Annotated in this window: 24 protein-coding genes; 3 read left to right on the top strand and 21 right to left on the bottom strand. The window is 72.7% G+C overall.

Features of this window, described 5'->3' with window-relative positions; genetic code table 11:
• Both E1266_RS15805 and E1266_RS15810 read right to left on the bottom strand, forming a co-directional pair.
• Positions 1 to 829 (bottom strand): serine/threonine-protein kinase (locus E1266_RS15805; protein ID WP_243718455.1); only part of this gene is annotated, 829 nt, incomplete at its 3' end.
• A gap of 98 nt (positions 830 to 927) precedes the next feature.
• Positions 928 to 1,362, bottom strand: coding sequence for a hypothetical protein (locus tag E1266_RS15810; protein WP_132047578.1), 435 nt, complete (start codon positions 1,360 to 1,362; stop codon positions 928 to 930).
• Between the two features lie 217 nt (positions 1,363 to 1,579).
• Here E1266_RS15810 and E1266_RS39885 point away from each other — a divergent pair, with 217 nt between their 5' ends.
• Together E1266_RS39885 and E1266_RS15815 are read left to right on the top strand one after the other, a co-directional pair.
• Complete coding sequence (locus E1266_RS39885) at positions 1,580 to 1,708, top strand: hypothetical protein (RefSeq protein ID WP_279436325.1); 129 nt, start codon at positions 1,580 to 1,582, stop codon at positions 1,706 to 1,708.
• Positions 1,709 to 1,789: 81 nt separating this feature from the next.
• The gene (locus E1266_RS15815) at positions 1,790 to 2,854 is read left to right on the top strand and encodes a TauD/TfdA family dioxygenase (protein ID WP_132047580.1); all 1,065 of its coding nucleotides are present in this window, start codon (positions 1,790 to 1,792) and stop codon (positions 2,852 to 2,854) included.
• A gap of 75 nt (positions 2,855 to 2,929) precedes the next feature.
• Here the strand turns inward: E1266_RS15815 and E1266_RS15820 are convergent, their stop codons facing one another.
• The 6 genes from E1266_RS15820 to E1266_RS15845 form a co-directional block, all read right to left on the bottom strand.
• Positions 2,930 to 3,532 carry a dihydrofolate reductase family protein gene (locus E1266_RS15820; protein WP_132047582.1) on the bottom strand — a complete coding sequence of 201 codons (603 nt, stop codon included), beginning with the start codon at positions 3,530 to 3,532 and terminating at the stop codon, positions 2,930 to 2,932.
• A complete protein-coding gene (locus E1266_RS15825; RefSeq protein WP_132047584.1) occupies positions 3,516 to 4,385 on the bottom strand; it encodes a metalloregulator ArsR/SmtB family transcription factor in 870 nt (289 codons plus the stop codon). The genes E1266_RS15820 and E1266_RS15825 overlap by 17 nt, the downstream gene beginning before the upstream one ends.
• Before the next feature lie 88 nt (positions 4,386 to 4,473).
• Positions 4,474 to 5,709, bottom strand: coding sequence for a M20/M25/M40 family metallo-hydrolase (locus tag E1266_RS15830; protein WP_132047586.1), 1,236 nt, complete (start codon positions 5,707 to 5,709; stop codon positions 4,474 to 4,476).
• A complete protein-coding gene (locus E1266_RS15835) occupies positions 5,673 to 6,851 on the bottom strand; it encodes a Dabb family protein (protein WP_132047588.1) in 1,179 nt (392 codons plus the stop codon). The genes E1266_RS15830 and E1266_RS15835 overlap by 37 nt, the downstream gene beginning before the upstream one ends.
• A gap of 10 nt (positions 6,852 to 6,861) precedes the next feature.
• Positions 6,862 to 7,365, bottom strand: coding sequence for an aromatic-ring-hydroxylating dioxygenase subunit beta (locus E1266_RS15840; protein WP_132047590.1), 504 nt, complete (start codon positions 7,363 to 7,365; stop codon positions 6,862 to 6,864).
• Entirely contained in the window at positions 7,362 to 8,720 is a 1,359-nt protein-coding gene (locus E1266_RS15845) for a Rieske 2Fe-2S domain-containing protein (protein ID WP_165966103.1), read from the bottom strand. The genes E1266_RS15840 and E1266_RS15845 overlap by 4 nt, the downstream gene beginning before the upstream one ends.
• Positions 8,721 to 9,072: 352 nt before the next feature.
• On the opposite strand from E1266_RS15845, the gene E1266_RS15850 reads away from it, so the two are divergent.
• On the top strand, positions 9,073 to 9,861 hold the full coding sequence (locus E1266_RS15850; protein ID WP_165966104.1) for an IclR family transcriptional regulator: 789 nt from the start codon (positions 9,073 to 9,075) through the stop codon (positions 9,859 to 9,861).
• An 88-nt stretch (positions 9,862 to 9,949) separates the two neighbouring features.
• Here E1266_RS15850 and E1266_RS15855 read toward each other — a convergent pair whose 3' ends face one another.
• The 13 genes from E1266_RS15855 to E1266_RS15915 all read right to left on the bottom strand — a co-directional run bounded on the left by E1266_RS15855 (position 9,950) and on the right by E1266_RS15915 (position 23,195).
• On the bottom strand, positions 9,950 to 10,339 hold the full coding sequence (locus E1266_RS15855; protein ID WP_131975427.1) for a cupin domain-containing protein: 390 nt from the start codon (positions 10,337 to 10,339) through the stop codon (positions 9,950 to 9,952).
• On the bottom strand, positions 10,336 to 11,142 hold the full coding sequence (locus tag E1266_RS15860) for an aldolase/citrate lyase family protein (protein ID WP_132047596.1): 807 nt from the start codon (positions 11,140 to 11,142) through the stop codon (positions 10,336 to 10,338). The genes E1266_RS15855 and E1266_RS15860 overlap by 4 nt, the downstream gene beginning before the upstream one ends.
• The gene (locus tag E1266_RS15865; protein ID WP_132047598.1) at positions 11,139 to 12,293 is read right to left on the bottom strand and encodes an amidohydrolase family protein; all 1,155 of its coding nucleotides are present in this window, start codon (positions 12,291 to 12,293) and stop codon (positions 11,139 to 11,141) included. The genes E1266_RS15860 and E1266_RS15865 overlap by 4 nt, the downstream gene beginning before the upstream one ends.
• A gap of 79 nt (positions 12,294 to 12,372) precedes the next feature.
• The gene (locus E1266_RS15870) at positions 12,373 to 13,224 is read right to left on the bottom strand and encodes a fumarylacetoacetate hydrolase family protein (RefSeq protein WP_132047600.1); all 852 of its coding nucleotides are present in this window, start codon (positions 13,222 to 13,224) and stop codon (positions 12,373 to 12,375) included.
• Between the two features lie 153 nt (positions 13,225 to 13,377).
• Positions 13,378 to 13,845 (bottom strand): nuclear transport factor 2 family protein, encoded by a 468-nt coding sequence (locus E1266_RS15875; protein WP_243718456.1) that lies wholly within the window; start codon positions 13,843 to 13,845, stop codon positions 13,378 to 13,380.
• Complete coding sequence (locus tag E1266_RS15880; RefSeq protein WP_132047602.1) at positions 13,830 to 14,279, bottom strand: VOC family protein; 450 nt, start codon at positions 14,277 to 14,279, stop codon at positions 13,830 to 13,832. Before E1266_RS15880 ends, E1266_RS15875 begins: the two co-directional genes overlap by 16 nt.
• 73 nt (positions 14,280 to 14,352) lie before the next feature.
• Positions 14,353 to 15,267, bottom strand: a complete 915-nt coding sequence (locus E1266_RS15885; protein WP_132047604.1) for an ABC transporter permease — start codon at positions 15,265 to 15,267, stop codon at positions 14,353 to 14,355.
• Complete coding sequence (locus E1266_RS15890; RefSeq protein ID WP_207945671.1) at positions 15,264 to 16,448, bottom strand: ABC transporter permease; 1,185 nt, start codon at positions 16,446 to 16,448, stop codon at positions 15,264 to 15,266. Before E1266_RS15890 ends, E1266_RS15885 begins: the two co-directional genes overlap by 4 nt.
• The gene (locus tag E1266_RS15895) at positions 16,445 to 18,043 is read right to left on the bottom strand and encodes an ABC transporter ATP-binding protein (protein ID WP_132047606.1); all 1,599 of its coding nucleotides are present in this window, start codon (positions 18,041 to 18,043) and stop codon (positions 16,445 to 16,447) included. The genes E1266_RS15890 and E1266_RS15895 overlap by 4 nt, the downstream gene beginning before the upstream one ends.
• A 1-nt stretch (position 18,044) precedes the next feature.
• Positions 18,045 to 19,124 (bottom strand): BMP family ABC transporter substrate-binding protein, encoded by a 1,080-nt coding sequence (locus tag E1266_RS15900; RefSeq protein WP_207945673.1) that lies wholly within the window; start codon positions 19,122 to 19,124, stop codon positions 18,045 to 18,047.
• 1 nt (position 19,125) lies between these two features.
• Positions 19,126 to 20,580 (bottom strand): amidohydrolase family protein, encoded by a 1,455-nt coding sequence (locus E1266_RS15905; RefSeq protein ID WP_132047608.1) that lies wholly within the window; start codon positions 20,578 to 20,580, stop codon positions 19,126 to 19,128.
• Positions 20,577 to 21,605: a zinc-binding dehydrogenase gene (locus E1266_RS15910; RefSeq protein ID WP_132047610.1), complete on the bottom strand. Its 1,029-nt coding sequence runs from the start codon at positions 21,603 to 21,605 to the stop codon at positions 20,577 to 20,579. Before E1266_RS15910 ends, E1266_RS15905 begins: the two co-directional genes overlap by 4 nt.
• 132 nt (positions 21,606 to 21,737) lie before the next feature.
• A complete protein-coding gene (locus tag E1266_RS15915; RefSeq protein WP_132047612.1) occupies positions 21,738 to 23,195 on the bottom strand; it encodes an aldehyde dehydrogenase family protein in 1,458 nt (485 codons plus the stop codon).
• Between the last annotated feature and the right edge of the window lie 67 nt (positions 23,196 to 23,262).

The raw sequence follows: 23,262 nt of genomic DNA on the forward strand, positions 1-23,262 counted from the left end.
GGCCCTTGACCATGTGGTCGATGACGTCGCGGGGGGTGGGGCGCTGCGCGGGGTCCTTGTTCAGCGCGGCGGCGACCACCTCGCGCAGCGGGCCGGTCAGGGCGCCGAGGTCCGGCTCGTGGTGGACGATCCGGTTCATGACGGCCGCGACGGTGTCGCCCCCGAACGGCGGGCGGCCCGTGGCGGCGTAGATGATCGTGCCCGCCCAGGCGAACATGTCGCCGGCCGGGCCGGTCTCCTCGCCGTTGATCTGCTCCGGCGCCATGAACGCGGGCGTGCCGACGAGCTGGCTGGTGAGGGTCGAGGTGGCGTCGAGCACCCGCGCGATACCGAAGTCGATCACCCGGGGGCCGTCCGGGGCGAGCAGCACGTTGCCCGGCTTGAAGTCCCGGTGCACGATGCCCGCCTCGTGGACGGCGGCCAGCGCGGTCGCCGTCACGATCGCGAGCCGGTCGAGGGACGTTCCGGTGAGCGGGCCGCCGTCGCGCACCCGGTCGTGCAGCGAGGGGCCGTCGACGTACTCGCTGACCACGTACGGGGTCTCGCCGTGCAGGTCGGCGGTGATCACCCGCGCGGTGCAGAAGGGCGCCACCCGTTCGGCGGCGGCCACCTCCCGCACGAACCGCTGGTGCGCCTTGCCGTCGCGGCCGAGCCGTGTCCGCAGCAGCTTGATCGCCACCTGCTCGCCACCCGGGCCGCGCCCGAGGTAGACGACGCCCTGGCCGCCCTCCCCGAGACGCCCGGATACCTCGTAGTCGCCCAGTCGCGATGGATCTCCCGGCTGGAGAGCCGTGACGTCCGGCATCGACGTCCCTTCCGCGGCGGTCATCGTGCACACCGTAGATCTCGGTTGCGCCCACTGTGCCACACGCGAAACGGGCAAGTTGATCATATGGAGAGGGCGGCCGATCGACCGCTTCGGCGGCGCTAGCGGGGGGCGGTGCCGTTCAGGATCTCTCTGCGGGTGGCGGTGTCGGGGCCGAGCTGGGCGGAGTAGGGCGCGGTGCCGCGGTCGGCTATCCGGGCCGACGTGATGGTGAGGTCGTAGTGCGCCCACACCATGGCGGCGTCGGCCAAGCGGCGGGCCGTGGCGCGGATGAGGTGGACGTCCGGTGAGCCGGTGACGATCAGCAGGACGGGCTCACCGCGATCGAGGTCGTCCACGGTGGGGTCGTCGGGCCATATCGCGACGCGCAGGCACCGGTCCTCGATCACCCGCAGTTCGCCCCAGTCCGGGACGCAGACCCAGGGCAGGCCGTCCGCAGCACAGGTGACCATGACGATGGGGCGCTGGCGCGCCTGGGAGCTCCTGATCGCGTCGATGGAGGTAGCGAGGACGTCGGGCGAGGCTGCCGTCGGCACGGCCGCCGCACGTGGAAGGTTGGGCCGGCGTCGTTCGGGTGAGGACCATTCCTGTGCCCACTTGAACATATGTTCGATTGTAGTGGATGCAGGTGCCCTCGGCCCAGTCTCCGGAGCCGCAAATGGGTGACGGAAATACGAGATGCCATCTCGGTTGACGGGATGTGCGAGGTTGGCTTACGGTTTGCGGGAGATCCTCCACAGTCGGGAGCACGCCATGAGCCGAGTCGCCTCACGGGGCCTTGGACCGGCTGTGCGCGCCTACTCCGAGCCGCTGCGCGTGCGTCCCCCGCGCACCGGCATGCGTCCCGGCACCGCCGCGGGCATCGTGCAGACGCCCTTCTAATCCGCGACGTCCGCCGCCCTGTCTCCCCGGGCCGCGGCGTCCCGTCCGCGGTCCTGCCCTCCTTCTGAAGTGCGAGGCATCATGTCCACGACCATTGACCTGTCCCCGATCTCCGGTCCGTCCGCCTGGCGCGGCGACGAGCTGGCCGGCTCCACCGAGTGGATCTACCACCTGTCCGACGCCGAGCGGGACGAGCTGGAGGCCGCCGGCCGGCGCTTCGTCGCCGACGACCCCGACCTGCGCACCGTCACCGCCGCCGACTACCCGCTGGACGCCGCCGCCGGCCTCATCGAGGAGTGCGCCCAGCAGATGGACTCGGGCCGCGGGTTCATCCTCGTCCGCGGGCTGCGGACGGAGGAGTACGGCGACGCGGTCGCGGGGGCGATCTTCTACCTGATGGGCCTGCACCTCGGCGCGCCCATGCCGCAGAACCAGTACGGCGACGTCCTCGACCACGTCATCGCCACCTCGAACAAGACCATGGACGACCCGACCGCGCTGCCGTCGCGGGTCCGGGACCGGCTGCCGTTCCACTCCGACAGCTCCGACGTCGTCGCCCTGATGTGCCTGCGCGGCGCCCGCGAGGGCGGCGCGAGCAGCCTGGTCAGCGGCACCACGATCTACAACGAGATCCTGCGCCGCCGCCCCGACCTCGCGCCGCTGCTGTTCGAGCCCTGGCACTGGGACTGGCGCCGGCAGGACCCCGACGCCCCGGCCGACACCTACGAGTCGCCGATCTGCAGCTACGTGGACGGCATCTTCAGCACCTACGCCGGGGCCCAGATGATCTTCACGGCGCAGGAGTACCCGGAGGTGCCGCGGCTGACCGAGGCGCAGATCGAGCTGCTGCACCTGTTCGACGAGATCGCGCAGGAGCCCGGCCTCCCGCTGGACATGGACTTCCAGCCCGGCGACGTCCAGTGGCTGCTGAACTACGCGGCACTGCACTCGCGCACCGAGTACGTCGACTACCCCGAGCCCGAGCGGCGCCGCCACCTGCTGCGCCTCTGGCTGCGCCGCGACGTCGGCCGCCCGCTCGTGCCCGGCTTCGGCAAGACCGTCATCGAGGACGCCGGCGAGCCGCTGCCCGGCGGCCGCTTCAAGATCGCGGACGCGGTCGCCCCCAACGAGTCCTGGGGCCTCTGACCGGCCGTCCGCCGAGCCCGCGGCCCCGTTCCAGGAGCGGTGTGAACGGGGCCGCGACCTGCCGGCCGTGCGGGGTCAGCGGGCCCGGTCGTAGACGAGGGCCATCTCGCCCAGCTTGCCGGTCTCCTGGAAGGACAGCGTCCACCGCGTGGCGGGCAGGCCGTCCTCGAAGAGGCGCTGCCCGCCGCCCGTGATCTCCGGGAAGATCATCAGGTACAGCCGGTCGATCATGTCCGCCGCCAGCAGCGGCCGGATGATGCCGGCACTGGTGTTGACGAGGATCTCGCCCTCGCCGGTGCGCTTCAGCTCGGCGACGACCTCCGGGGCGGGCGCGTTCACCAGGCGGGTGCGCTCCCAGGGCGCCTCGGTCAGGGTGGTCGAGAAGACCACCTTCTCCGTCGAGGTCAGCCACTGCGCGTACCCGCGGTCGCGCGGGTCGGCGTCGTCGTCCGCGGCGATCGGGCCCCAGTACCCCATGAACCCCTCGGCGTTGCCCCGGCCGAGGACCGCCGTCGTCGCGTCCTTGTGCAACCGCCTCATGTGGTCCCTGGCGACCTCCGTGCTCACGTACGGGGCGAACGCCGCGAAGTCGCCCGGCCCGCCGGCGCCGTGGATGCGCCCGTCGAGGCTGAGGCTCATGTTGGCGGTCACCCTGCGGCCGTCAGTCGTCTCGCTCATCTCGTTCTCCTTGTGCGGTTGAAGTGCTCGCGCCGGGCGCTTCCGCGGCGATCGCGGCCACGAGCCGGTCGAGGCACTGCCCGAAACCGATCTCGATGCCCGCGACGAAGTCCGCGGAGTCGACCGTGCTGTCGCTGATCCGGTAGTGGACGTGCAGCTCGGTGCCGTCGCCGTCCGGCCGGAGGCCGATGCCGACGTGGGAGGTGAAGGCGGGACCGCCCCCGGGGAGGAGCGGGCTGAGCCGGTAGGCCAGGCGCTCGGCGGGGCGGACGTCCTCGACGACCCCCTCCGCGCGGCCCGCGACCGGATCGGAGCCGTCGACGTCCTCGGCGTCGCGGTACTCCTGGACGATCCGCCCGCCCGGCCGCGCCTCGAAGACGAGCTCGGAGACGCGCAGGTCGTCGGGCGTCCACCACCGGGCCAGCAGCCCGGCATCGGTCAGGTGCCGCCACACCTGCGCGGGGCGCCCCGCCAGTGACCGGGAGAACCGGAATGCGCGGTCGTCGGCCCACCCCGGCCGCTGCGCGGCGAGCCGCTCCGCGTCGAGGCTGAGCCCGTACCGGTCAAAGGTCTCGCGGGAGCCGCCGGCCTCGTCGGCGGTGCCGGCGAGCCGCCCGAGCTCGGCCGCCAGCTCCCGCAGCGGGCCCGGCCGCAGCGCGTAGACGCGGCGCTGGCCGGTGCGCTGGGACGTGACCACCCCGGCCCGCTCCAGCGTCTGCAGATGCTTGGTCGTCTGCGGCTGGCGCGCCCCGGCGAGCCGCGCGAGGACCCCGACCGAGCGCGGGCGCTCGGCCAGCAGGCACACGAGGCGCCAGCGGGCGGGATCGGCCAGTGCGGCCAGCAGGTCGTCCATGCGACGAAGTATTCTCTATGACGAATATTCGTGTCAAGGAATAACTAGGGGCCGGCCTCGACCAAGGGAGCTCTCGCAGGAAGGCCCGTCAGGAAAGGAGTTGGGCGTAAAGGCGGGCGTACGCGGCCAGGGATGCGAGGTCCAGGACGTCGCAACGGGGGTCTTCGGCGGACGGGCGGGACGCGGGGCCGAGGCGGACGGTGTCGATGCCATGGGCTCTGAGGGCTACCCCGTCCGTTGAGCCGGTCCAGCCGGTGATCGGGGGCGGGGCGGCGCCGAACTCCTTCTGCCAGGCCGTGCGGGCGGTGCGGACGAGCGGCGCGTCGGCGGGAGTCGCGGCGGCGGGGTGGATCTCGTCCACGTCCACTTCGATCGTGCAGCCGGCCAGGGGACCGTTCGCGCAGGCCGTCTCGACCTCGCTTCGCAGGGCGGCGGCTATGGCCTGCGGGTCGGCTTCGGGGACCGTCACCACGTAGATACCGGCCTCCAGCAGGGCCGGGAAGAGGTCGGGCTTGTCGGGGCGCCCCGCGGTGAGCGAGCCGATGCCGGCGGCCGGGCCCACCTGGGTGCCAGGGGCCTGGTTGGAAGCGACGTAGGCCGCGCGCCAGCGTTCGACGGCCTCGATGACCGGGCCCGCGTGGGCGATGACCCCGCCGGGCGGGTCGGCCGACTCGCGAGCGAGCACGGCGCCGTGCCGGCCGACGACGCGCAGGCGCAGGTAGAGGGCGCCCGGCTCCTCCCAGAGGATCGTCGGCGGGCCGCCCTTGGCGACGATGGCGGCGGACGGGCGCGGCTCTGTGGCGAGGTAGTGGTCGAGGCCGGTCGAGCGAGTGATTCCGCCGGGGCCGTGCAGCATGCTCCGGTGCGTGCCCGAACCGGCCAGGAGAAGGCGCGCGGGTATGCCGCGGGACGCGGTGGAGACGAAGGCGATCAGAGCGGCGGCGGCAGGAGCCCTCGCCACGCCCAGGCCGAACCCGGTGACCTCGGACGCCGTGACCTTCAGCGGCGGAAGAGCGTCCGCGCGGGCGGTGATGGGGCGGTCCTCGGCGGGGTCGCCGCTGAGCGACGTGTCGAGGTGCGAGTAGAGCAGCACGCCGCGCGGGTCGCCCGCCTGGAGGTTGGCGCCGCCCCTCCCGTACCGCTGGACGTCCCAGTCGATCCAGGGCCACCGCGCCGTGCACCAGGAGGCTAGGCGCACGGCGGCGGCGGCTTCGTGCCCGTACGGGGACGGGACGTCGGCCAGGACCTGGAGGGCGCGGACGATGTCCGCGCCCTCCGGGGCCCTGCTCAGAAACGGCCCCAGTCGTCCGCGGCCGGGCGCCACACGTCGATGTTGCGCGGGTCCGGCGGCATCCGGCGGGGGCGGTGCGTCTCGTGCTCCTCCGGCGTGAACACGCGGTGCCGGTCGCACAGCTCGTAGCGGGGGCCGTGCAGCGGCTCGTGCATGTAGAACGCGATGGACGTCGACGCCGAGTGGTTCACCAGGTCCGACGCGATCGGCTCGCCCTTGTACAGGGCGCGGGCCCGGAAGCGCATGACGTGGTCGAGGCTCTTCGTCGCGAAGCACAGGTGCGCGACGTAGTGCTCCTTGTTGTTCTGCAGGGCGAGGCTGTGGTGGTAGCGGTCCTCGCAGCGCAGGAACGTGGTGGAGCCCACGATCTCGTCCGACGACAGGAAGCCCAGCACCCCGGTGTAGAACTCCAGCGCCTCCTCGTACTTCGTCGTCGCGATGAACGGGTGGACGAGGTCGACCGGGCGCAGGTCCGTGACGGGCGGCTCGGCGTACTCCAGGAAGCCGGTGAACAGCTCCACGATAAGCCCGTCGGGGTCGCGGACCGCGAAGCCGTCCGAGCACAGGTCCTTCTGCCGGTCCTGCAGTTCGAGGATCTCGTGGCCGGCGTCGGCGACCCGCTTGCGCAGGTCGGCGAGGACCTCGTCGCTCTCGACGCTGTAGCCGATCGCGACGGTGTGCCCCACCTCGTGCTGGGGCGCGCTGATCAGCTCGATCGAGTGGTGCTCGATGTCGGTCCGCAGGTACGCGTACTCGTCGGTGCGCTGTTCGAGCTGGAGGCCCACGTGGTACTGGAGGAAGTCGATCGTGCGGTCCATGTCGGGGACCTCGATGCGGGCGTACTCCATCCCGTACGGGCCGCGCGGCCGCCCCGGCTTGGCCGGGATCTCGTAGGTGACGATGATGTGGTCGTCCATGATCGGGCGCCACCGCTCCCGGACGAACCGCTCGTGCGACTCGCTCTCCAGGTAGGCGTTCAGGTCCGCCCGGGTGTCGAACTTCACCGAGAAGGCGTGGGTGTACCTGTCGCTGCGGGTGCTGATGTTGGGCCCGAGCGAGAAGTCGCGCATGGCCGGGTAGCGCTTCGGGAACGTGCGCAGCTCAGCGAGGATGGACTCGACGGCCTCCGCCGGCGCGTCCTCGCGGAACCGGAACGCGAGGTTGTGTTGGATCATCAGGGTTTCCTCAGAGGATGAAGCTCAGCCGGGCGCCGGCGGTCAGGTGTTCGTGGCCGAGGATCGCCCGGCGCCGCCGGAAGCGCAGGCCCTCGTCGCCCGGGACGAGCAGGTGGTCGTACCGCCCCACGTAGGCGTCGAACTCCCCGTCGCGGGCCCGGTGGACGATGAAGGACGCCGTGACCCGGAGCAGGCCCGGCTCGTCGGCCTCGCGCAGCCGCACGTTGGAGATCATCCGGTGCGTCAGGGACGGCGGGTTCTCCGCGTGCGCCTTGCGCGACTTGAGCCGCTTGACGCGGGCGCGCAGCAGGTCCCAGTCGTCGGTGACGAACGAGCCGGACTCGAAGAACGACTCGCCCTTCCAGTCGGTGGCGGGCACCTCGAACCGGGCGCCGGGCTCGAACAGGGCGAGCCAGTCGTCGTACTTCCACGCGTCGAGGATCTCCGCCTCGTCGTAGAGGAAGTCCTCCGCGTCGGCGCGGGTGATCTCGCGGCCGCCGATGAGTGCCGTCATCGCACGTTCCTCCCCTCAAGGAAGCGCTCGGGACGGTCTCCGCTGACCGCCAGGCCGTCCTCGACGCCGAGCGCGTCGACCCAGTGCCGCCAGAAGCCGCGCATCGCGCCCTCGTCGATAGAGCGGCCCTGGACGCCCTTGACCTCGTCGACCATGCCGCGGGACATGTCGCTGTAGTCCATCCCGGGGCGGGTGTCGGCGGCGGTGGCCTCGATGCCCCGCTGCACCGCCTCGTACGCCTCGATGTCGTCGGGCGTGGCGAGCCCGCCGGGGCCGACGAAGCTGACCATCGTCTTCATCCGCAGCGCGCGGGTGTCGGCGTCCTCGCCGCGCGGGGCGAGCTGCCAGGCGCGGACGTCGGTGTGGTCGGCCGCGACCGGTTCGAGCTGCCGGATCGACAGCCCTTCGAGGTCGAACAGCAGCAGGTTCGGCCAGACGAACAGGATGTGGCTCTCGTCCGCGACGTACTTGGCGCGCTCGGGGCCGAGGCGGCGGTCCATCTCGGCGCGGTGCGCCTCGGTGCGGACCTTCTCGTCCTCGCCGAAGCGCGGCTCCCACAGCATGCTGATGCGGCCGCCGTGCCCGGTGAGGACGAGCAGGCTGTGGCCGTTGCCGAGGTTGTAGGCGTACTGGTCGTCGTCGGTGACGGCGAAGCCGGTCTCGCGCAGGTAGCCGACGAAGGTGTTGTGCGTGGGCGAGAAGTGGTAGCCGTCCATGGCGTTCTCGACGCCGAGCTTCCAGTTGCCGCGCACCCCGTACATCTGCGTGCCGGGCAGGACCTCCATGCCGGCCTCGTGCTGCTGGGAGATCATCGTCATGTAGTCCGCGGCGTCGCCGAGGTACTCCAGCAGCGGCGGGACGTCGGGGTCGAACGAGACGAACACGAAGCCCTCGTGGCTCTCCAGCCGGGGGACGGCGCGCAGCCGCATCGAGTCGAGGAAGCCCTCGCCGGCGGCCTCGTAGGCGTCCTTGCCGGGGATGGCGGCCACGTCACCGCTGTTGCGGAACGTCCACGCGTGGTAGAAGCACTGGAACAGCTTGGTGGATCCCTCGCGCTCGCGGCACAGGATGGTGCCGCGGTGCGGGCAGGAGTTGAGCCACGCCTGGATGTTGCCGTCGGTGTCCCGGCAGAAGATCAGCGGCCGGCCGCCGAGCGTTCGCGTCTTGAAGTCGTTGGGCGTGGCGACTTCCGTCTCATGGCCCAGGTAGAGCCATGTGCGCGCCCATATCCGGTCGCGCTCCGCCTGGAAGACCTCTTCCGAGCGGTACGCGACCCGATTCACGCGGAAAGTCAGCGCGTCCCAGTCCTCGACGACCAGTCGCCCCGGAAGTCCCGTGCCATCCGGTCCGGGCATCGGGCTCCACCCCCTTCCACGCCGCTTCATCAGCAGCATCGTTCAACAATTCGAGATACCATCTCGCATCGTGTACAGACTTCACCAGTCTCGCTCGTCATGTCAAGGGGCTGTACGGATGGATCGCAACCGGCTTGACTAGGAGCGTCACGTTCATCATGATTGCGTCTCGCAGTGAGAGATGGCGCGTGGTGAAGCTACCGCTACGTTACGTGCTGGGCGCTTTACCCATTGGTGTTGCGAATGACCCGCCATGCCGCTCTCGCTCGTGATGAGATGGCGTGTCATGCCGCAACGGAGCCGCCGCACGGCACGCGACGCGGCCGGTGGCCCGGGCAGAAGCGAGGAACGGATGGCGACGAGGACCGCACGAGACACCACGGCCGAGAGCTCCTCTTCGATCCAGACGGTGCAGCGCGCCGCGCTCATCCTGGACTCGTTCACGGTGAGCCGGCCGCATCTGAGCCTGAACGAGATCACCGCCCGGCTCGGCGCCAGCAAGGCGACCGCGCACCGGTACACCAAGGCGCTCCGGGCCGCGAACCTGCTCCGGTACGACGACCGCACCGCGCTGTACTCCCTCGGCCCGCAGGTGCTCACGCTCGCCGCCGCGGCCCGCGCCGCGCTGCCGATCGTGACCGCCGCCGAACCGTACATGGACCGGCTCGTCCAGCTCGCCGGGCAGACCGTCGTGCTGAGCATCTGGGACGGCGAGTCCCCCACGGTGGTGCGCTCGGCCGACAACACCGACCACCTGATCCGCATCAGCGTCCGCGTCGGATCGCGGCTCGACCTGGCCACCTCCGCGCAGGGCCGGGTGTTCTGCGCGTACCTCCCGCCCGACCAGGTGCCGGCGCTGGGCAAGCTGCTGCGCCGCGCACCGGAGCTGCGCGCGGAGCTCGACTGGATCCGCGAGCACGGGCTGTCGGTCAACTCGCCGTCCGAGAACGGCCTGCACACGATCGCCGCGCCCGTCTTCGAGGGGGACGCCATCATCGCGACGATGGCGATCGTCGGCACCTCGGTGGACGTCCCGCGCCAGGCCGACTCGCCGATGGCCGAGGCGCTGCTGGAGATCACCCGGGACCTGTCGCAGCGGCTCGGCAACAACGGCGCACCGCACGCCGAGGCCACCGCCTGAGCCGGCGCCTGACCGGCGGGGCCGCGAGGTCGCGGCGCACCGCCCCCTGCTGGGGTCTCGCGGAGGCGGCGCGCCGCGGGCGAACCTCTCAGGAGAGGTCGTCCAGGTAGGTCAGCGACTTCGCGAAGTCCGCCCGGGGCGGCACGAAGATGTCGATGTTGACGCACGGCTCTTCCAGCGGCTCGATGTAGTGCTCGGCTCCCGCGGGCACCAGCAGGAACGTCCCGGCCGTCATCTCGTGCGGGACGCCCTCGACGTAGTAGTTGCAGCGCCCCTCGGAGATGTAGACGAGCTGGTCGAAGTCGTCGTGGCTGTGCGGGTTGAGGTCCATGCCGACGTCGAGGGTGTGGTGGGCGACCATCACCTCGTCGGTGGAGTACACCCGGCGCCGCACCCCCTTGCGCAGCTCGGTCTCCGGCATGTCGGCCCAGCCGATCACCCTGTTGTAGAGCTTGGCGTTGCGGCCCTCGTCGGTCATCCGTTCCCCTCTCGGCCGGCCGCCGCTTCCAGTCCGGCGGCCAGAATCTGCAGGTCAGAACCCGTCACCAGGTAGCGCGCGGCGGCCATCCCGTGCCCGTCCGCGGCGGCGAGGGACGGGACCCAGCCGCCGAACGCGATGCCCTGCCGTCCGGCGGCCTCCCGGATCTCGGTGACGGCCGCGCGCAGCTCGTCTCCGCCCGGGGCGGCGCCCAGGCTGACCGCGAGGTCGGTGCCGCCGACGAAGACGACGTCGAGTTCGCCGGTCACCGCGTCCCAGGAGTCGCCGCCCCGCCACCACGGGGTCTCGATCTGGCCGACCAGCAGCGGCGGGTCGGCGCGTTCGGCGGCCAGGAACGCCGCCAGGCCGCCGGACGAGCGCAGCCCGAACCCGGCGGCCCGGTTGGCGAGGCTGACCGACCGGGCCCCGGCGGGCGCGAACCGCGTGGCCCGGACGAGCGCGCGGGCCTGCGCCGCCGAGCCGAGCATGGACAGCTGCAGCCCGGCGGCGCCGTTCTCCAGCAGCCGGCAGATCAGCGGCGCGTCGACCTCCGGGACCCGGACGAGCGCCGGCAGCCCGCAGCGCTCGGCGTGCCGGACGAGCCCGATGGCCTCCGCCTCGGTGAGCGCGGAATGCTCCAGGTCGACGACGACGAAGTCGAAGCCGGCGAGGCCGCAGACCTCCACCACGTCCGGCGCGGGCAGCTTGACGAAGGTCCCGGTGACCCGGGGGCCCTCCTTCAGCGCCGCCCGCAGCCGGGCCCGTGGTGACGAATGCCGCGGCGAACCCTGTGGAGCCGTCATAGGCCGCGCCACGGGACGGTCTCGACCTCGGCACCGTCGTGCAGGACCAGCGCGGGCTGCAGGAGGGGCGCGGTGATGGAGTTGCCGGCGGCGTCCGGCAGGACGACCGGGTCGGTCTCCTCGACCACGGTGACGTGGGCGGGGCCGCCGGCCTCCAGGCGCCCGTAGCCCTCGGACTCCAGGCCGAGCAGCTGCGCCGGGCGCACGGTGGCGCGGGCGACCGCCTCGGTGAGCGGGAGGCCCAGCGCGACGAGCTTCGACATGCTGGTCAGCAGGTCGAACACCGGGCCGCGCCAGTTGCGGGCGCTGGTGTCGGAGCTGAGGACGTCGGGGTAGAAGCCCTTCTCGATCGCGGGCCGCGCGACCTCGAAGCTGAGGTTGCTCTTGCCGTGCGCCGAGTCGAACAGGACGCCGCGCTCGCGGGCCGCGAGCACCGCGGGCTGCACGGCGCCGCCGTCGAGGATGCCGTACTCCTTGCCCGTGTAGCAGTGCGCGACGACGTCGCCGGGGCGGAGGTGGTCCAGCACGACCGGAAGCGGCTCGGACGTCTCGCCGATGTGCACCATCAGCGGCAGTCCGGCCTGCTCGGCGAGGTCGAGGGACTTCTTCAGCAGCATCTGCCAGTTCTCGCCGACCACGTCCTCGGACAGGCGGATCTTGAAGCCGCGCACCACGTCGGGGTTCTCGGCGGCGGTGGCCAGCGCGTCGTCCGGGACGAGCGTGTCGGGGTTCATCAGCTCGCCGAAGCGGAAGTCGATGAGGCCGAGCACCGACACGTTCAGGAAGTTCACGATCCGCATCGGGGACGGCTCGACCACCAGCTTGCGGAACGCGGCGAACGTGGAGGCGCCGGCCGTCCCGGCGTCCGCGGCGGCGACGACGCCGCGGCGCAGGTGCGCCTCGTCGGCGGGCGCGCCGACCGCGGACACGTACTGGAAGATGTGGGTGTGCCCCTCGACCAGGCCGGGCAGCACCCAGCGCCCGGTGCAGTCGATGACCTCCGACGCCTCCGCGGCGAGCCCCTCGCCGACGGCCGCGATCGTGGTGCCGTTGACGGCGACGTCGAGCACGGCGTTCGTGCCGGACGCGGGATCGATGACCGTCCCGCCCTTGAGCACGCGATCGTAGCCGGGCTTCTTGTCTTCGGTCATCGAGGTTCTCCCTGTTCTGTGCGGGTGGTGAGGGAAGGGCGGGTGCGCCGACCCGGGCGGGGCGGCGCGGAGCGCGGGGTCACGTCCGGACCCGGGTGGTGAGCGGCAGGACGCCGTCGATCTCGACGCGGATCGTGTCGCCGGGCCGCAGGAAGTCGCCGCGGTCCTGGCCGGTCCCGGCGGGCGTGCCGGTCAGCACGACGTCGCCGGGGCGCAGGACGGCGTACCGGGAGATCCGGGCCAGCAGCTCGGGGATCGGGAAGATCATGTCGGCGCTGCTGGAGTCCTGGCGCCGCTCGCCGCGGACCCAGGAGCGGACGCCGATCGCGTCCGGGCCGGCGACCCGGTCCCGGCTCAGCAGCGACGCGCCCAGCGGGGTGAAGCCGGGGAAGCTCTTGGCCAGGACGGGCCACCCGGTGCGCTTCATGACGTCGCGGCAGGTCATGTCGTTGGCCGCGGTCACGGCGGCGACGGCCGCCCAGGCGTCGGCCTCGGCGGCGTGGTCGAGGGTACGGCCGATCACGACGGCGATCTCGGCCTCGTAGTCCATCTCGGCGGTCTGCTCGGCCGGCAGCCGGACGCCGGCGCCGGGCCCGCTCACCGACGACGGCGCGGCCAGGTAGAGCACCGGCTCGGCCGGGACGTCGCGCCCGGTCAGCCGCGCCTTCGAGTGGTAGTTCATGCCGATGCCCCACAGGGCGCGGGGGCGGATGGGCGCGAGCAGCGGCCCGGGGGCGCCGTCGCCGGCCGCGCCGTCACCCGTTGCGCCGTCACCCGTTGCGTCGTCGAGCGGGATCCGCCGGACGACCTTGGCCGCGGCGAGGGCGTCCAGCGAGCCGGTCGCCTCGATGAGGGCGCCCGCGTCGGCGTAGGGGGTGTCGAGCACGGCGATCGCGCCGTCCTCGAGCCGGCCGAGACCCTGCGAAGTCATCACAACATGCACAACGTCATCTTTCGATGCGAGATGGAGAGCTGTCAAGCAATAAGAGACGGTATCTCACAATGCAACACGCCATGATCCGGGCAGCACCGTGCCGCCGCCTGGCGCGACCGGGTGGCGGCCGGGCGGCTCGGCGGCGGGCGGTCAGGCGTCCGCTTTGGGAGCGGCGGCGAGCTGCCGCGCCACGTCGGACCCGTCCCAGTAGTCGACGCGGCGCGCCACCAGGCCCTCCGCGTCCACCCACAGCCGGAACACGCCGCGGACCCGTACCGGCGCGTGTCCGGCCGAGACGAGCCGGAACGACATCGAGTACGCCAGCACCGCCCGCACGTCCCGGACGACCAGGTCCTCCATGACGTACTTCAGGTCGGCGAAGTCCGCCAGGAAGCCGTCCAGCCGCTCCCGGTACGCCGCGCGGCCGACGACGCCCTGGCCCGCCGCCGCGGTGTGCTCGCTGACGAAGCCCTCGGCCACGCAGGCGGCGACGGCGTCGGCGTCATGGCGGTTGAGGGCCGCGAGGTACCGCAGCACCGCCGCGCGGGTCCGCTCCTCGACCCGCGCGACGGCCCCCGGCTCCACGGGCCACGGCCGCCCGGTCAGGATCGCCCCCACTTGGCCCTGACGGTGTCGAACACCTTCTGGTCGTGGGAGATCTCGATGACGTTGCCGTCCGGGTCCTTCAGCGCGCAGATGTAGCCGACCGGGTCCGGCATGTCGCGCGGCTCCCAGTGCAGGCAGCCCAGCTCGCGGGCGCGCTCGGCCAGGTCGTCCACGTCGGAGCGGTTGGGCACCTCGATGCCGATGTGGGCGAACGGGTGCAGCAGGCCCAGCTGGTTGCCCTTGTCCTTGTTGAACGACACCAGCACCAGCACGAACGGCGTCTCCACCTGCCCCTCGTTGGACAGCCAGGCGCTCTCGCCGTCGGCGTCCTTGAAGCGCTCGACCACTACAAGCGGGGTGAGCTCGGTATAGAAGTCGATCGACTTGTCCAGGTCGCCGCTGGGCAGCGCGACGTGCGTCCAGCGCGCGGCGGTCAGTCCGGTCACAAGGTCCTCCTCGGATTCGTCCGGGCCGGAGTTCCCCGGGCCCGCTTGCTCTTACAGGTCACGCCGTACCCCGTCACGCCGTGCCTCGCTGGAACGCCTTGCCCAGGGCCCGCGGCTCGCGGTCCTTGGCGGCGAACAGCAGCATGGCCACCAGCGCCAGCAGATAGGGGGCGACGATCAGCAGCTGCGAGTTCAGCGAGACGCCCAGCGCGGGCAGCGCCAGCCGCATCGCGTCGGCGAGCCCGAACAGCGCGCAGCCGAGCAGCGTGCGGCCCAGCCGCCACGCCCCGAAGATCACCGCGGCGATCACGATGAACCCGCGGCCCGCGGTCATGTTCTGGCTGAACGAGCCGACCTCGCCCACCGCCAGGTACGCGCCGCCGAGCCCGGCCAGCAGCCCGCACCACAGCAGCGCCTGGCGGCGCCGCGCGTTCACGTCGATGCCGGTCACGTCCGCGGCCTGCGGATCCTCGCCGACCGCCCGCAGCTCCAGGCCCCAGCGGCTGCGCTCGACCAGCCACCACGTCAGCGGGACCACGGCGATCAGCAGGTAGACCGGCCACCGCTCGACGAACAGCACCTGCCCGACGATCGGGATGTCGCGCAGCACCGGCACGCTGACCTGCCACACCTGGTGGCCGGTGAACGTCCCGGTGACGATCAGGTAGCTCGTCAGCCCCAGCACCAGCGTGTTGAGGACGAGGCCGACCACGAACGTGTTCACCGCGGCGCGGTGCGACAGGTTGCCGTGCACGAACCCGATGAACAGGCCGACCAGCATCCCGACGACGAGCCCTGACGAGGCGCTGCCGGTCACGGACGCGCCGGCGACCGCGCCGAACGCCCCGCCCAGCATCATCGCCTCGACGGAGATGTTCACCGTCCCGGCCCGCTCCGCGAGGTACTCCCCGCAGGCCGCGAACGCGAGCGGCACCGTCAGCCGGGCGCCGCTGGCGAGGATCGTGGAGATGTTGTCCGCGGCGCTCATGACGCCACCGCCTCCTTGGGCTCGGCTGCCGGGACGTCCGCGTCGGTCCCCGCCCCGCGGCCCGCGCGCCGGCGGCGCAGCGCCTCGGTCAGCACGGGCGGGACGACGAACGCGAGCACCAGCAGCGACTTGACCACGTCCACCAGGAAGTGCGGGACACCGGTCGACGCCAGGAACCCGCCCCCGGAACGCAGCACACCGAACAGCAGCGCGACCGGGATCGCCGCCAGCGGGCGGTTGCGGGCGACCAGCGCCACCAGCAGCCCGTCCCAGCCGATGTTGTTGGACAGGCCCTGCTGCAGCCGGTTGGTGCCGACCGGGCTGGTCAGCAGGACCGCTCCGGCCAGGCCCGCGAACGCGCCCGACACCGCGAGCGCGGTGCCGCTGAGCGCCGCGACGCGCACCCCGGCGTGCCGTGCCGCCCGCGGGTTCAGGCCGAGCATCGTCAGCCGGAAACCCCACCGGCTGCGCGCGATCAGCACCGCGATGACCACCGCCGCGAGCAGCGCGAGGAGCAGACCGCCGTTGATCTGCAGCCCCGGGTACTCGCCGAACGAGCCCAGCAGGCCGTTCTCCGGCAGCCGGTTGGACTGCGGCGAGACGGTCGCGCCGCCGCGCCGCGTCTCCTGCAGCAGCCACTCGGTGTTGACCGCGAACGAGACGAGCTGCTGCGCGAGGAACGTCATCAGCAGCGTGCTCACCACGATGTTGACGCCGCGGAACCGGTGCATCAGCGAGCTGATCCCGGCCCACGCCCCGCCCGCCAGCGCAGCCGCGACCATCGCGATCACCAGCAGCGCCGGCCCCGGCACGGCCAGCCGCAGCCCGACCGCGGCCCCGGCCAGCGCGCCGATGAGCACCTGGCCCTCCTGGCCGAGGTTGAACACGCCGGCGCGGACGCACACGCACGTCCCGACCGCGACCAGCAGCAGCGGCGCCGCGTACAGCAGCGTCGAGCTGATCGCCGACGAGTTCGCCAGACTGCCGTCGTACAGCGCCTTCACGGCCCCGCCCGGCGACCCTCCGGTCAGCGCGACCAGCACCGACGAGAACGCCAGTGCCAGCGCGACCGCGACCGCCGTGGCCAGGGCCACCTGGACCCCACCGGGCCCGGGGTTCAAGGCGGCGGCGAGCCGCCGCCCCATCCGGTCGGCGTCGTTCACGCCGTGCCCTCCGGTCACGCGGCCACCCCTCCCACGAGCATGCCGAGGCGTTCGGCGGTGGCTTCGGCGGTGGGGAGGAGGCCCGCTATGCGGCCGCCGGAGATGACCGCGATGCGCGAGGACAGGGCCATGACCTCCTCCAGCTCGGTGCTGATGAGCAGGACCGCCACGCCGCTCGACGCCGCCTTGCGCAGGCGCAGGTACATGTCCTCGATGGCGCCGACGTCCAGCCCGTGGGTGGGCTGGGCGGCGATCAGGACCGACGGGTTCGCCGACATCTCCCTGGCGAGGACCACCCGCTGCTGGTTCCCGCCCGACAGGCTGCGGACGGGGTTGTCCAGCGACGAGGTGATGATGTTGAACTCGGTCGCCAGCCGCCGGGCCAGCTCGTGGGTCTTCCGGCGGTCGATCAGCAGCCGGCCGCTGACGCCTTCGAGGGACTTCATCACCAGGTTGTCCGCGACGCTCATGTCGAGGACGACGCCGGAGGCGTGCCGGTCCTCGGGGATGATGCCGAGGCCGGCCGTGTGCAGCGCGCCCGGCTTGGCCGGGTCGACCGGCGTCCCGCCGACCTCGATCGTCCCGGCGGCGGGCTCGACCAGGCCGGACAGCAGGTCGCCCAGCGTCGCCTGGCCGTTGCCCTCCACGCCGTACAGCCCGAGGATCTCGCCGGGCGCGACCTCCAGGCTGAAGTCGTCGAGCAGCGGGACGCCGTCGGACCGGACGGTGACGCCGGACAGCCGGAGCGCGGGCTCAACGCCGGGTTCCGGCGCCTCCTCCTGCTTACGGCCGCCGCGGCGCTCCACCGGCAGCATGCCGAGGGCGGCGGCCTCGGCGCGCAGCGAGACGTCCCGGCCGACCATCTGCCGGGCCAGTTCCTGCGCGCTGGTCTCCGCGGTCACGCTGTGGAACGCGACCCGCCCCCGGCGCAGCACGGTCACCCGGTCGGTGGCCGTGGTGATCTCCGCCAGCTTGTGGCTGATCAGGATCACCGCGCGGTCCTCGCCGGCGACGACCTCGCGCAGCACGCCGAACAGCTCCGCCGACTCGGCCTGGGTGAGCACCGAGGTGGGCTCGTCCAGGACGAGGACGGAGGGGTCGCGGCGCAGGCACTTGATCAGCTCGACCCGCTGCCGCTCCCCGGCCGACAGCCGGGACACGGGGGCGAGCGGGTCGATCGGCAGCCCGTACCGGGCACCGACCTCCGTGACCTGCTCGCACGCCCGTGCCCGGTCGACCTTGCCCGTGTCGCCGAGAGTGACGTTCTCCCAGACGGTGAGCGGCTCGACGAGGCTGAAGTGCTGGTGCACCATGCCGATGCCGAGCGCGATCGCCTCCTGCGGCCCCGCGACGTCGACCGGGCGGCCGTCGTGCCGGATGGATCCCGTGTCGCGCCGGACGAGGCCGAGCAGGACCTTCATCAGCGTGGACTTGCCCGCGCCGTTCTCGCCGAGCAGGCCGTGGATCTCGCCGCGGTGGACGGTCAGGTCCACCGCGTCGCAGGCCACGACCGGCCCGTAGGACTTGCAGATCCCGCGCAGTTCCAGCGCGGGCGCCCGAGCCCCGCCGTGGTGACCGAGGCCGTCGCCGGGGAGGCCGTCACGATCGGTCATGTCACTTACCGAGCCTCTCCACTTCCGCGGAGGCGTCGATCTTCCCGCTCGCGATGTCCTCCATGAACTGGTCGATCTTCTGCTTCGCCTCGGGGTTGTCGCCGCAGAGCTTGACCGTGGGGTACGGGTCCTTGCCGATCGTCCAGACCTTCTGCACGCCCATTTCGAGCTTGCCGTCGGCGAACAGCTTCAGCGCCTCGGCGAAGTAGTCACCGGGGCTGAACAGCACCGACAGGTCGAACTTCGGGTCGGTCGAGTCGCACCGGTCGGTGCCCGGGGTCAGCGTGATGAGCTTCTTGGTGTTGGCGAGCTTGGTCGCGGCGTCGGTCGAGCCGCCGAGGTACGGGTACACGGCCCCGACGCCCTGGTCGATCTGCGCCTGCACCGCTTCCTTGGCCTTGGCGGCGTCGTCCTGGTCGCCCGCGTAGGTGGTGGTGATGTTCGCGTCCGGGATCACCGACTTGATGCCCGCCTGGAACGCCTTGGAGGCGTTGATGTTGAAGTCGACCTCCATGCCGGCCACGAAGGCCGCCTTCTTGGTGTTGCGCTGCTGCATCAGGACGCCGGTCGCGTAGCCGGCGGACAGGATGCTCTGCGCGGGGTCGTCGGTGGACAGCATGATCCGGGGCGTCTGCTCGACGTTGCCGGAGCTCGGGACGTACCACGCGGTCTTCTCGCACACCGCCTCCTCCGAGGCGGGGATGGCGTCCTTGAGCTCGGAGGCGCCGAGCGCGATCATGTCGACCTTCTGCTGGCACAGCGCGCGGGCGGCGCTCAGCGCCTCGCTCTCCGGGACGCTGCCGCGCTTGATGATCTCCCAGCCCTTCTCCTTGGCGAACGCGTCGGCGCTGGTCACGAAGCTCTCGTAGTAGCCGTTGTCGTTGATGTCGCCGGGGCTGAGCACGCCGATGACGACCTTGCCGTCGCCGTTGACGTCGGCGTTCGGCACGACGCCGCCGGCGGCGCCGGAGGAGGCGCCTTGGTTGGCGGTGGCGTCGCTGTCGGCGCAGCCGGCGAGGGCGAGCAGGGTGGCGCACGCGACGGCCGCGCTCGCGATCCGTACCGTTCTACGGTTCTTCACCTCAGGGGTCCTTCCGATCGGACGATGAGACGAGCAGGTTGCGGGAGCTGGGTCTGCCGGTGGCGGTGACCACCGGCCAGCGGCGGGGGATCCGCAGTCCGGCCGCGCGCAGCAGCGCGGCCGACCGCGACTCCGCCTCCCGGCGGAGCTCCGCTGTGTCGACGGTCGTGATCCGGCGGTCGCGGACGACCGCCTTCCCGTCGACCAGGACGTCGCGGACGGTGTGGCCGGGTGCACCCCACACCAGGTGCGTGGCCAGGTCGCCGGGCGGCGTCCAGGCCGGGTCGTGCGCGTCGAGCACGACGAGGTCGGCGGCCTTGCCGACCTCGATCGACCCGATCAGGTCGCCGAGGCCGACGGCCTCGGCACCGGCGCACGTGGCCAGTGCGAACGCCTCGTCGGCGCGCAGCGGCCAGGTGCCCCGGTCGTTCTCCAGGCCGGCCAGCAGCCCGGCCGCGCGCAGCACGTCGGGTGCGTCGCCGGCGTTGTGGGCGTCGCAGCCGAGCGCGACGCGGCCGCCGCGGCGGACCAGCTCGCCGTGCCGCCCGGCCCGCGTGTAGCCCTGGCCGAGCCGCAGGTACGCGCCCGGGCACGACGCCACGGCGGTGCGGGTCGCGAGGACGGCCTCGACCTCGGCGTCGTCGAGCCACACGGCGTGGCCGAGGACCAGCCGCGGCCCCAGCACGCCCAGCTCGCGCAGGTGGACGAGCGGGCGGACGCCGGTGCGCCGCAGGTACGACTCGGCGTCGCCGGGTCCGGGCGACATGTGGAAGGTCATCGTGGTGCCGAGGCGCTCGGCGAGCTCGGCGGCGCCGGTGAACAGCTCGTCGCTCACCAGGTCGTGGCCGACCAGCGTGATCCATCCGGTCACCCGTCCCGCGGCGGGGAGGCTCCGGACGATCTCCTCCTGGCGGGCGAGGGCCTCGGCGGCGGGCAGCGAGTGCGGCACGCCCGGGGCGTCCCAGCCCCAGCCGCCGACCCGTCCCCGGATCCCGGCCGCCTCCAGCCCCGCGGCGACCCGGCCGGGGTGCGCCACGGTGCCCGCCTCCAGGACGGTGGTGACCCCGCGCAGCAGCGACTCGGCGGCGGTCAGCGTCGCCGACAGCTCGTCGTCGTCACCGGTGACGCGCCCGTGCAGCGGCACCGCCCAGCCGAAGATCGCCTCCTGGGCGTCGATGTCGTCGGGGATCACGCTGCGGATCAGCGGGTCCACGGTGCAGTGCTGGTGGGCGTTGACCAGGCCGGGGATCACGACGCAGCCGGTCGCGTCGAGTTCCGCGGCGCCGGGGTGGGCCGCGCGGAGCGTCCCGTAGGCGCCGATGCCGGCGATGCGCCCGTCCTCGACCGCGACGGTGGCGTCCGTGACGACCTCGCGTCCGGGCGCCATCGTGACGACCGTCCCGCCGGTGACCAGGAGCGGGGACCCGTTCGGCCCGGTCAGGTTCGGCCCGCTCATGGGCGGACCAGGATCTTGCCGATGGCCGCCCGCGACTCGGCGGCGGCGAACGCGGCGGGCAGCTCGTCCATGCCGTACTCGGCCATCCGGACGGTCCGCAGGCCGCCGCCGAAGTACGCGTCAAGCATCGCGGCGAACTCGGCCTCGGTGTAGGCGCCCGTGCCCAGCACCCGCAGCCCGCGGTGGTACACGCCGGCGAGGGAGAGCGTGACCTCGTCGCCGGTGGTGTTGCCGAACGTCACCAGGCGCCCGCCCGCGCGCAGGGAGTCCAGGGAGGTCTGCCAGGTCGCCGCGCCGACGTGGTCGAGCGCGAGGTCGGCGCCCTCGCCGCCGGTGAAGCGGCGCACGGCCGCGACGACGTCGGCGTCGTTGTGCAGCAGCAGGTCGGCGCCCAGGTCGGCGGCGAGCGCGAGCTTGGCGTCGCTGCCCGCGACCGCGACGACCCGCGCCCCGGCGCGCTTGGCGAGCTGCACCGCGGCGATGCTGACGCCGCTGGCCGCGGCCTGCACCAGCACGGTCTCGCCGGCGGCGACCGCGCCGACCGTGACGGTGGCGCGCCAGGCGGTGCTCCACGCCGACGGCAGCGCGGCGGCCTCGGCCAGGTCGACGTGCCCGGGGACGCGGTGGACGAGCCGGGCGGGCACCCGCACGTACTCGGCGAACCCGCCGGCGGTGTTCCCGCCGATGACGCGGACGGCGGCGCAGTGGCCGGGCTCCCCGGCGGCGCAGCGCGGGCACGTCCCGCAGCCGTGCGTCGGGTCGACCACCACGCGGTCGCCGGGCGCGTACCCGGCGACCTCGTCCCCGGCCGCCGCGACGTGGCCGGCGACGTCCATGCCGGCGATGTGCGGGAGGCGGAAGCCCGGCAGCACCGCGGGGCCGCGGCGCTGCATGACGTCGAGCCGGTTCAGCGCGCAGGCCCGTACCCGGACCAGCACGTCACGGGGACCGGGGACCGGGTCGGCGATGTGCCGCAGCGACACCACCTCCGGGCCGCCGAACCCCGTCTGGACCAGCGCTTTCACCAGGGACCTCCGCCCTCAGCCACTTCCTGTCATCTCGCATTGTGAGCCACCGACTCGCAATGTGAGGGCAACTCTGAACCCCGCTCACGGGGCGTGTCAACACCCTGCGCCGGAAATCGCGGCGCGGGCGGCTCAGCGGTCGAGCAGCCGCACCGCCACCGCCTTCTCCTGCGTGTACTCGCGCAGCGCCGCGTATCCGCCGCCCGCGCTGAACCCGCTGTCCTTCTGCATGTTGAACGGGAAGCCGATGACGCCCGCGTCGTGGAACTGGTTCACGGCGACCTGCCCGGCCCGCACCTCCTTGGCCGCGCGGAGCGCCCGCGACACGTCGTCGGTCCAGATGCAGGCCAGCAGCCCGAAGTCGGTGTCGTTCATCATCTCGACGGCCTGCGCGGTCCCGGTGAAGCCCTGGATCGCGAGCACCGGCCCGAAGACCTCCTCGCGCACGACCCGCATCCCCCGGTCCACCCGGTCCAGGACGGTCGGCGCCACGAACCAGCCCTCGTCCGGCACCTCGGCCTTCGCGCCGCCGGTGACGACGCGCGCGCCCTCGCCGGGCGCCTCCTCCAGGAAGCCGAGCACGCGCTCCCGCTGCTCTCGGCTGACCAGCGGCCCCATGTCGAGGTCCTGGTCCCAGGTACCGAGCCGGACGGCGCGCATGCCCGCCGCGACGCGCTCGGTCACCTCGTCGCGGATCGACTCCTCGACCAGGAGCCGCGAGCCCGCGTAGCAGTTCTGGCCCGCGTTCTCGGTGATCGAGCCGACGATCGCCGGGATGGCCACGTCGAGGTCGGCGTCGGCGAACACGACGTTGGGCGACTTGCCGCCCAGCTCCAGCTTGACCGGCACCAGGTTCTCGGACGCGGCGCGCATCACCGCGCTGCCGGTCGCGGTGGAGCCGACGAAGCTGATGTGGTCGATGTCCGGGTGGGAGGTGAGCGCCTGGCCCGCCTCCGCGCCGAGCCCGGTGACGACGTTGAACACCCCGGGCGGCAGGCCGGCCTCGCGGGCCAGCTCCGCCAGCGCCAGCGGGCCGAGCGGGGCGACCTCCGACGGCTTGAGCACGACCGTGTTGCCAGCCGCGAGCGCGGGCGCCACGTTGGCCGCCGACAGCAGGGTCGGAACGTTCCACGGAAGCGTCACCGCGCACACGCCCCACGGCTCCGGGATCGTGAACCCGAGGTAGTCGGGCGTGCGGGTGGGCAGCGTGACGCCGGTGAGCTTGTCGGCGGCGCCGGCGAAGTAGTCGATGATCCCCTGCGCGATGAACGCGTTCATCCGCCCGCCGGACAGCGGCTTGCCGACGTCGCGGGCCTCGGCCCGGGCGAGGTCCTCGACGCGCTCCATGACCAGCGCGGCCCAGCGGCCCAGCAGCGCGCCGCGCTCGGTGGGCGAGGTCGCGGCCCAGCCGGGGAACGCGCGCCGGGCCGCGGCGACGGCGGCGTCCACGTCGGCCTGGCCGCCGCGCGCGATTTGCTGGATAACCTTGCTGTTCGCCGGGTCCAGGACCGGGAGTTCTCCCTGGTCAGCGGCGGGGACCCAGGCTCCGTCGATCAGCTGGCGGGCGACCGGAATCTCAAGTGCGGACATACCGGAATCCTTGACCGGAATTATCCCGCATGTCAAGATGCCATATCTCTTTATGAAATGAACGTTG

Source organism: Actinomadura sp. 7K534 (genome assembly GCF_004348575.1).
GTDB classification, from domain to species: domain Bacteria; phylum Actinomycetota; class Actinomycetes; order Streptosporangiales; family Streptosporangiaceae; genus Spirillospora; species Spirillospora livida.

Coding starts and splice junctions, on each gene's coding strand:
- E1266_RS39885 (WP_279436325.1), top strand. CDS start 1,580: ATGAGCCGAGTCGCCTCACGGGGCCTTGGACCGGCTGTGCGCGCCTAC.
- E1266_RS15815 (WP_132047580.1), top strand. CDS start 1,790: ATGTCCACGACCATTGACCTGTCCCCGATCTCCGGTCCGTCCGCCTGG.
- E1266_RS15820 (WP_132047582.1), bottom strand. CDS start 3,532: ATGAGCGAGACGACTGACGGCCGCAGGGTGACCGCCAACATGAGCCTC.
- E1266_RS15825 (WP_132047584.1), bottom strand. CDS start 4,385: ATGGACGACCTGCTGGCCGCACTGGCCGATCCCGCCCGCTGGCGCCTC.
- E1266_RS15835 (WP_132047588.1), bottom strand. CDS start 6,851: ATGATCCAACACAACCTCGCGTTCCGGTTCCGCGAGGACGCGCCGGCG.
- E1266_RS15840 (WP_132047590.1), bottom strand. CDS start 7,365: ATGACGGCACTCATCGGCGGCCGCGAGATCACCCGCGCCGACGCGGAG.
- E1266_RS15845 (WP_165966103.1), bottom strand. CDS start 8,720: ATGCCCGGACCGGATGGCACGGGACTTCCGGGGCGACTGGTCGTCGAG.
- E1266_RS15850 (WP_165966104.1), top strand. CDS start 9,073: ATGGCGACGAGGACCGCACGAGACACCACGGCCGAGAGCTCCTCTTCG.
- E1266_RS15855 (WP_131975427.1), bottom strand. CDS start 10,339: ATGACCGACGAGGGCCGCAACGCCAAGCTCTACAACAGGGTGATCGGC.
- E1266_RS15860 (WP_132047596.1), bottom strand. CDS start 11,142: ATGACGGCTCCACAGGGTTCGCCGCGGCATTCGTCACCACGGGCCCGG.
- E1266_RS15865 (WP_132047598.1), bottom strand. CDS start 12,293: ATGACCGAAGACAAGAAGCCCGGCTACGATCGCGTGCTCAAGGGCGGG.
- E1266_RS15870 (WP_132047600.1), bottom strand. CDS start 13,224: ATGACTTCGCAGGGTCTCGGCCGGCTCGAGGACGGCGCGATCGCCGTG.
- E1266_RS15885 (WP_132047604.1), bottom strand. CDS start 15,267: ATGAGCGCCGCGGACAACATCTCCACGATCCTCGCCAGCGGCGCCCGG.
- E1266_RS15895 (WP_132047606.1), bottom strand. CDS start 18,043: ATGACCGATCGTGACGGCCTCCCCGGCGACGGCCTCGGTCACCACGGC.
- E1266_RS15905 (WP_132047608.1), bottom strand. CDS start 20,580: ATGAGCGGGCCGAACCTGACCGGGCCGAACGGGTCCCCGCTCCTGGTC.
- E1266_RS15915 (WP_132047612.1), bottom strand. CDS start 23,195: ATGTCCGCACTTGAGATTCCGGTCGCCCGCCAGCTGATCGACGGAGCC.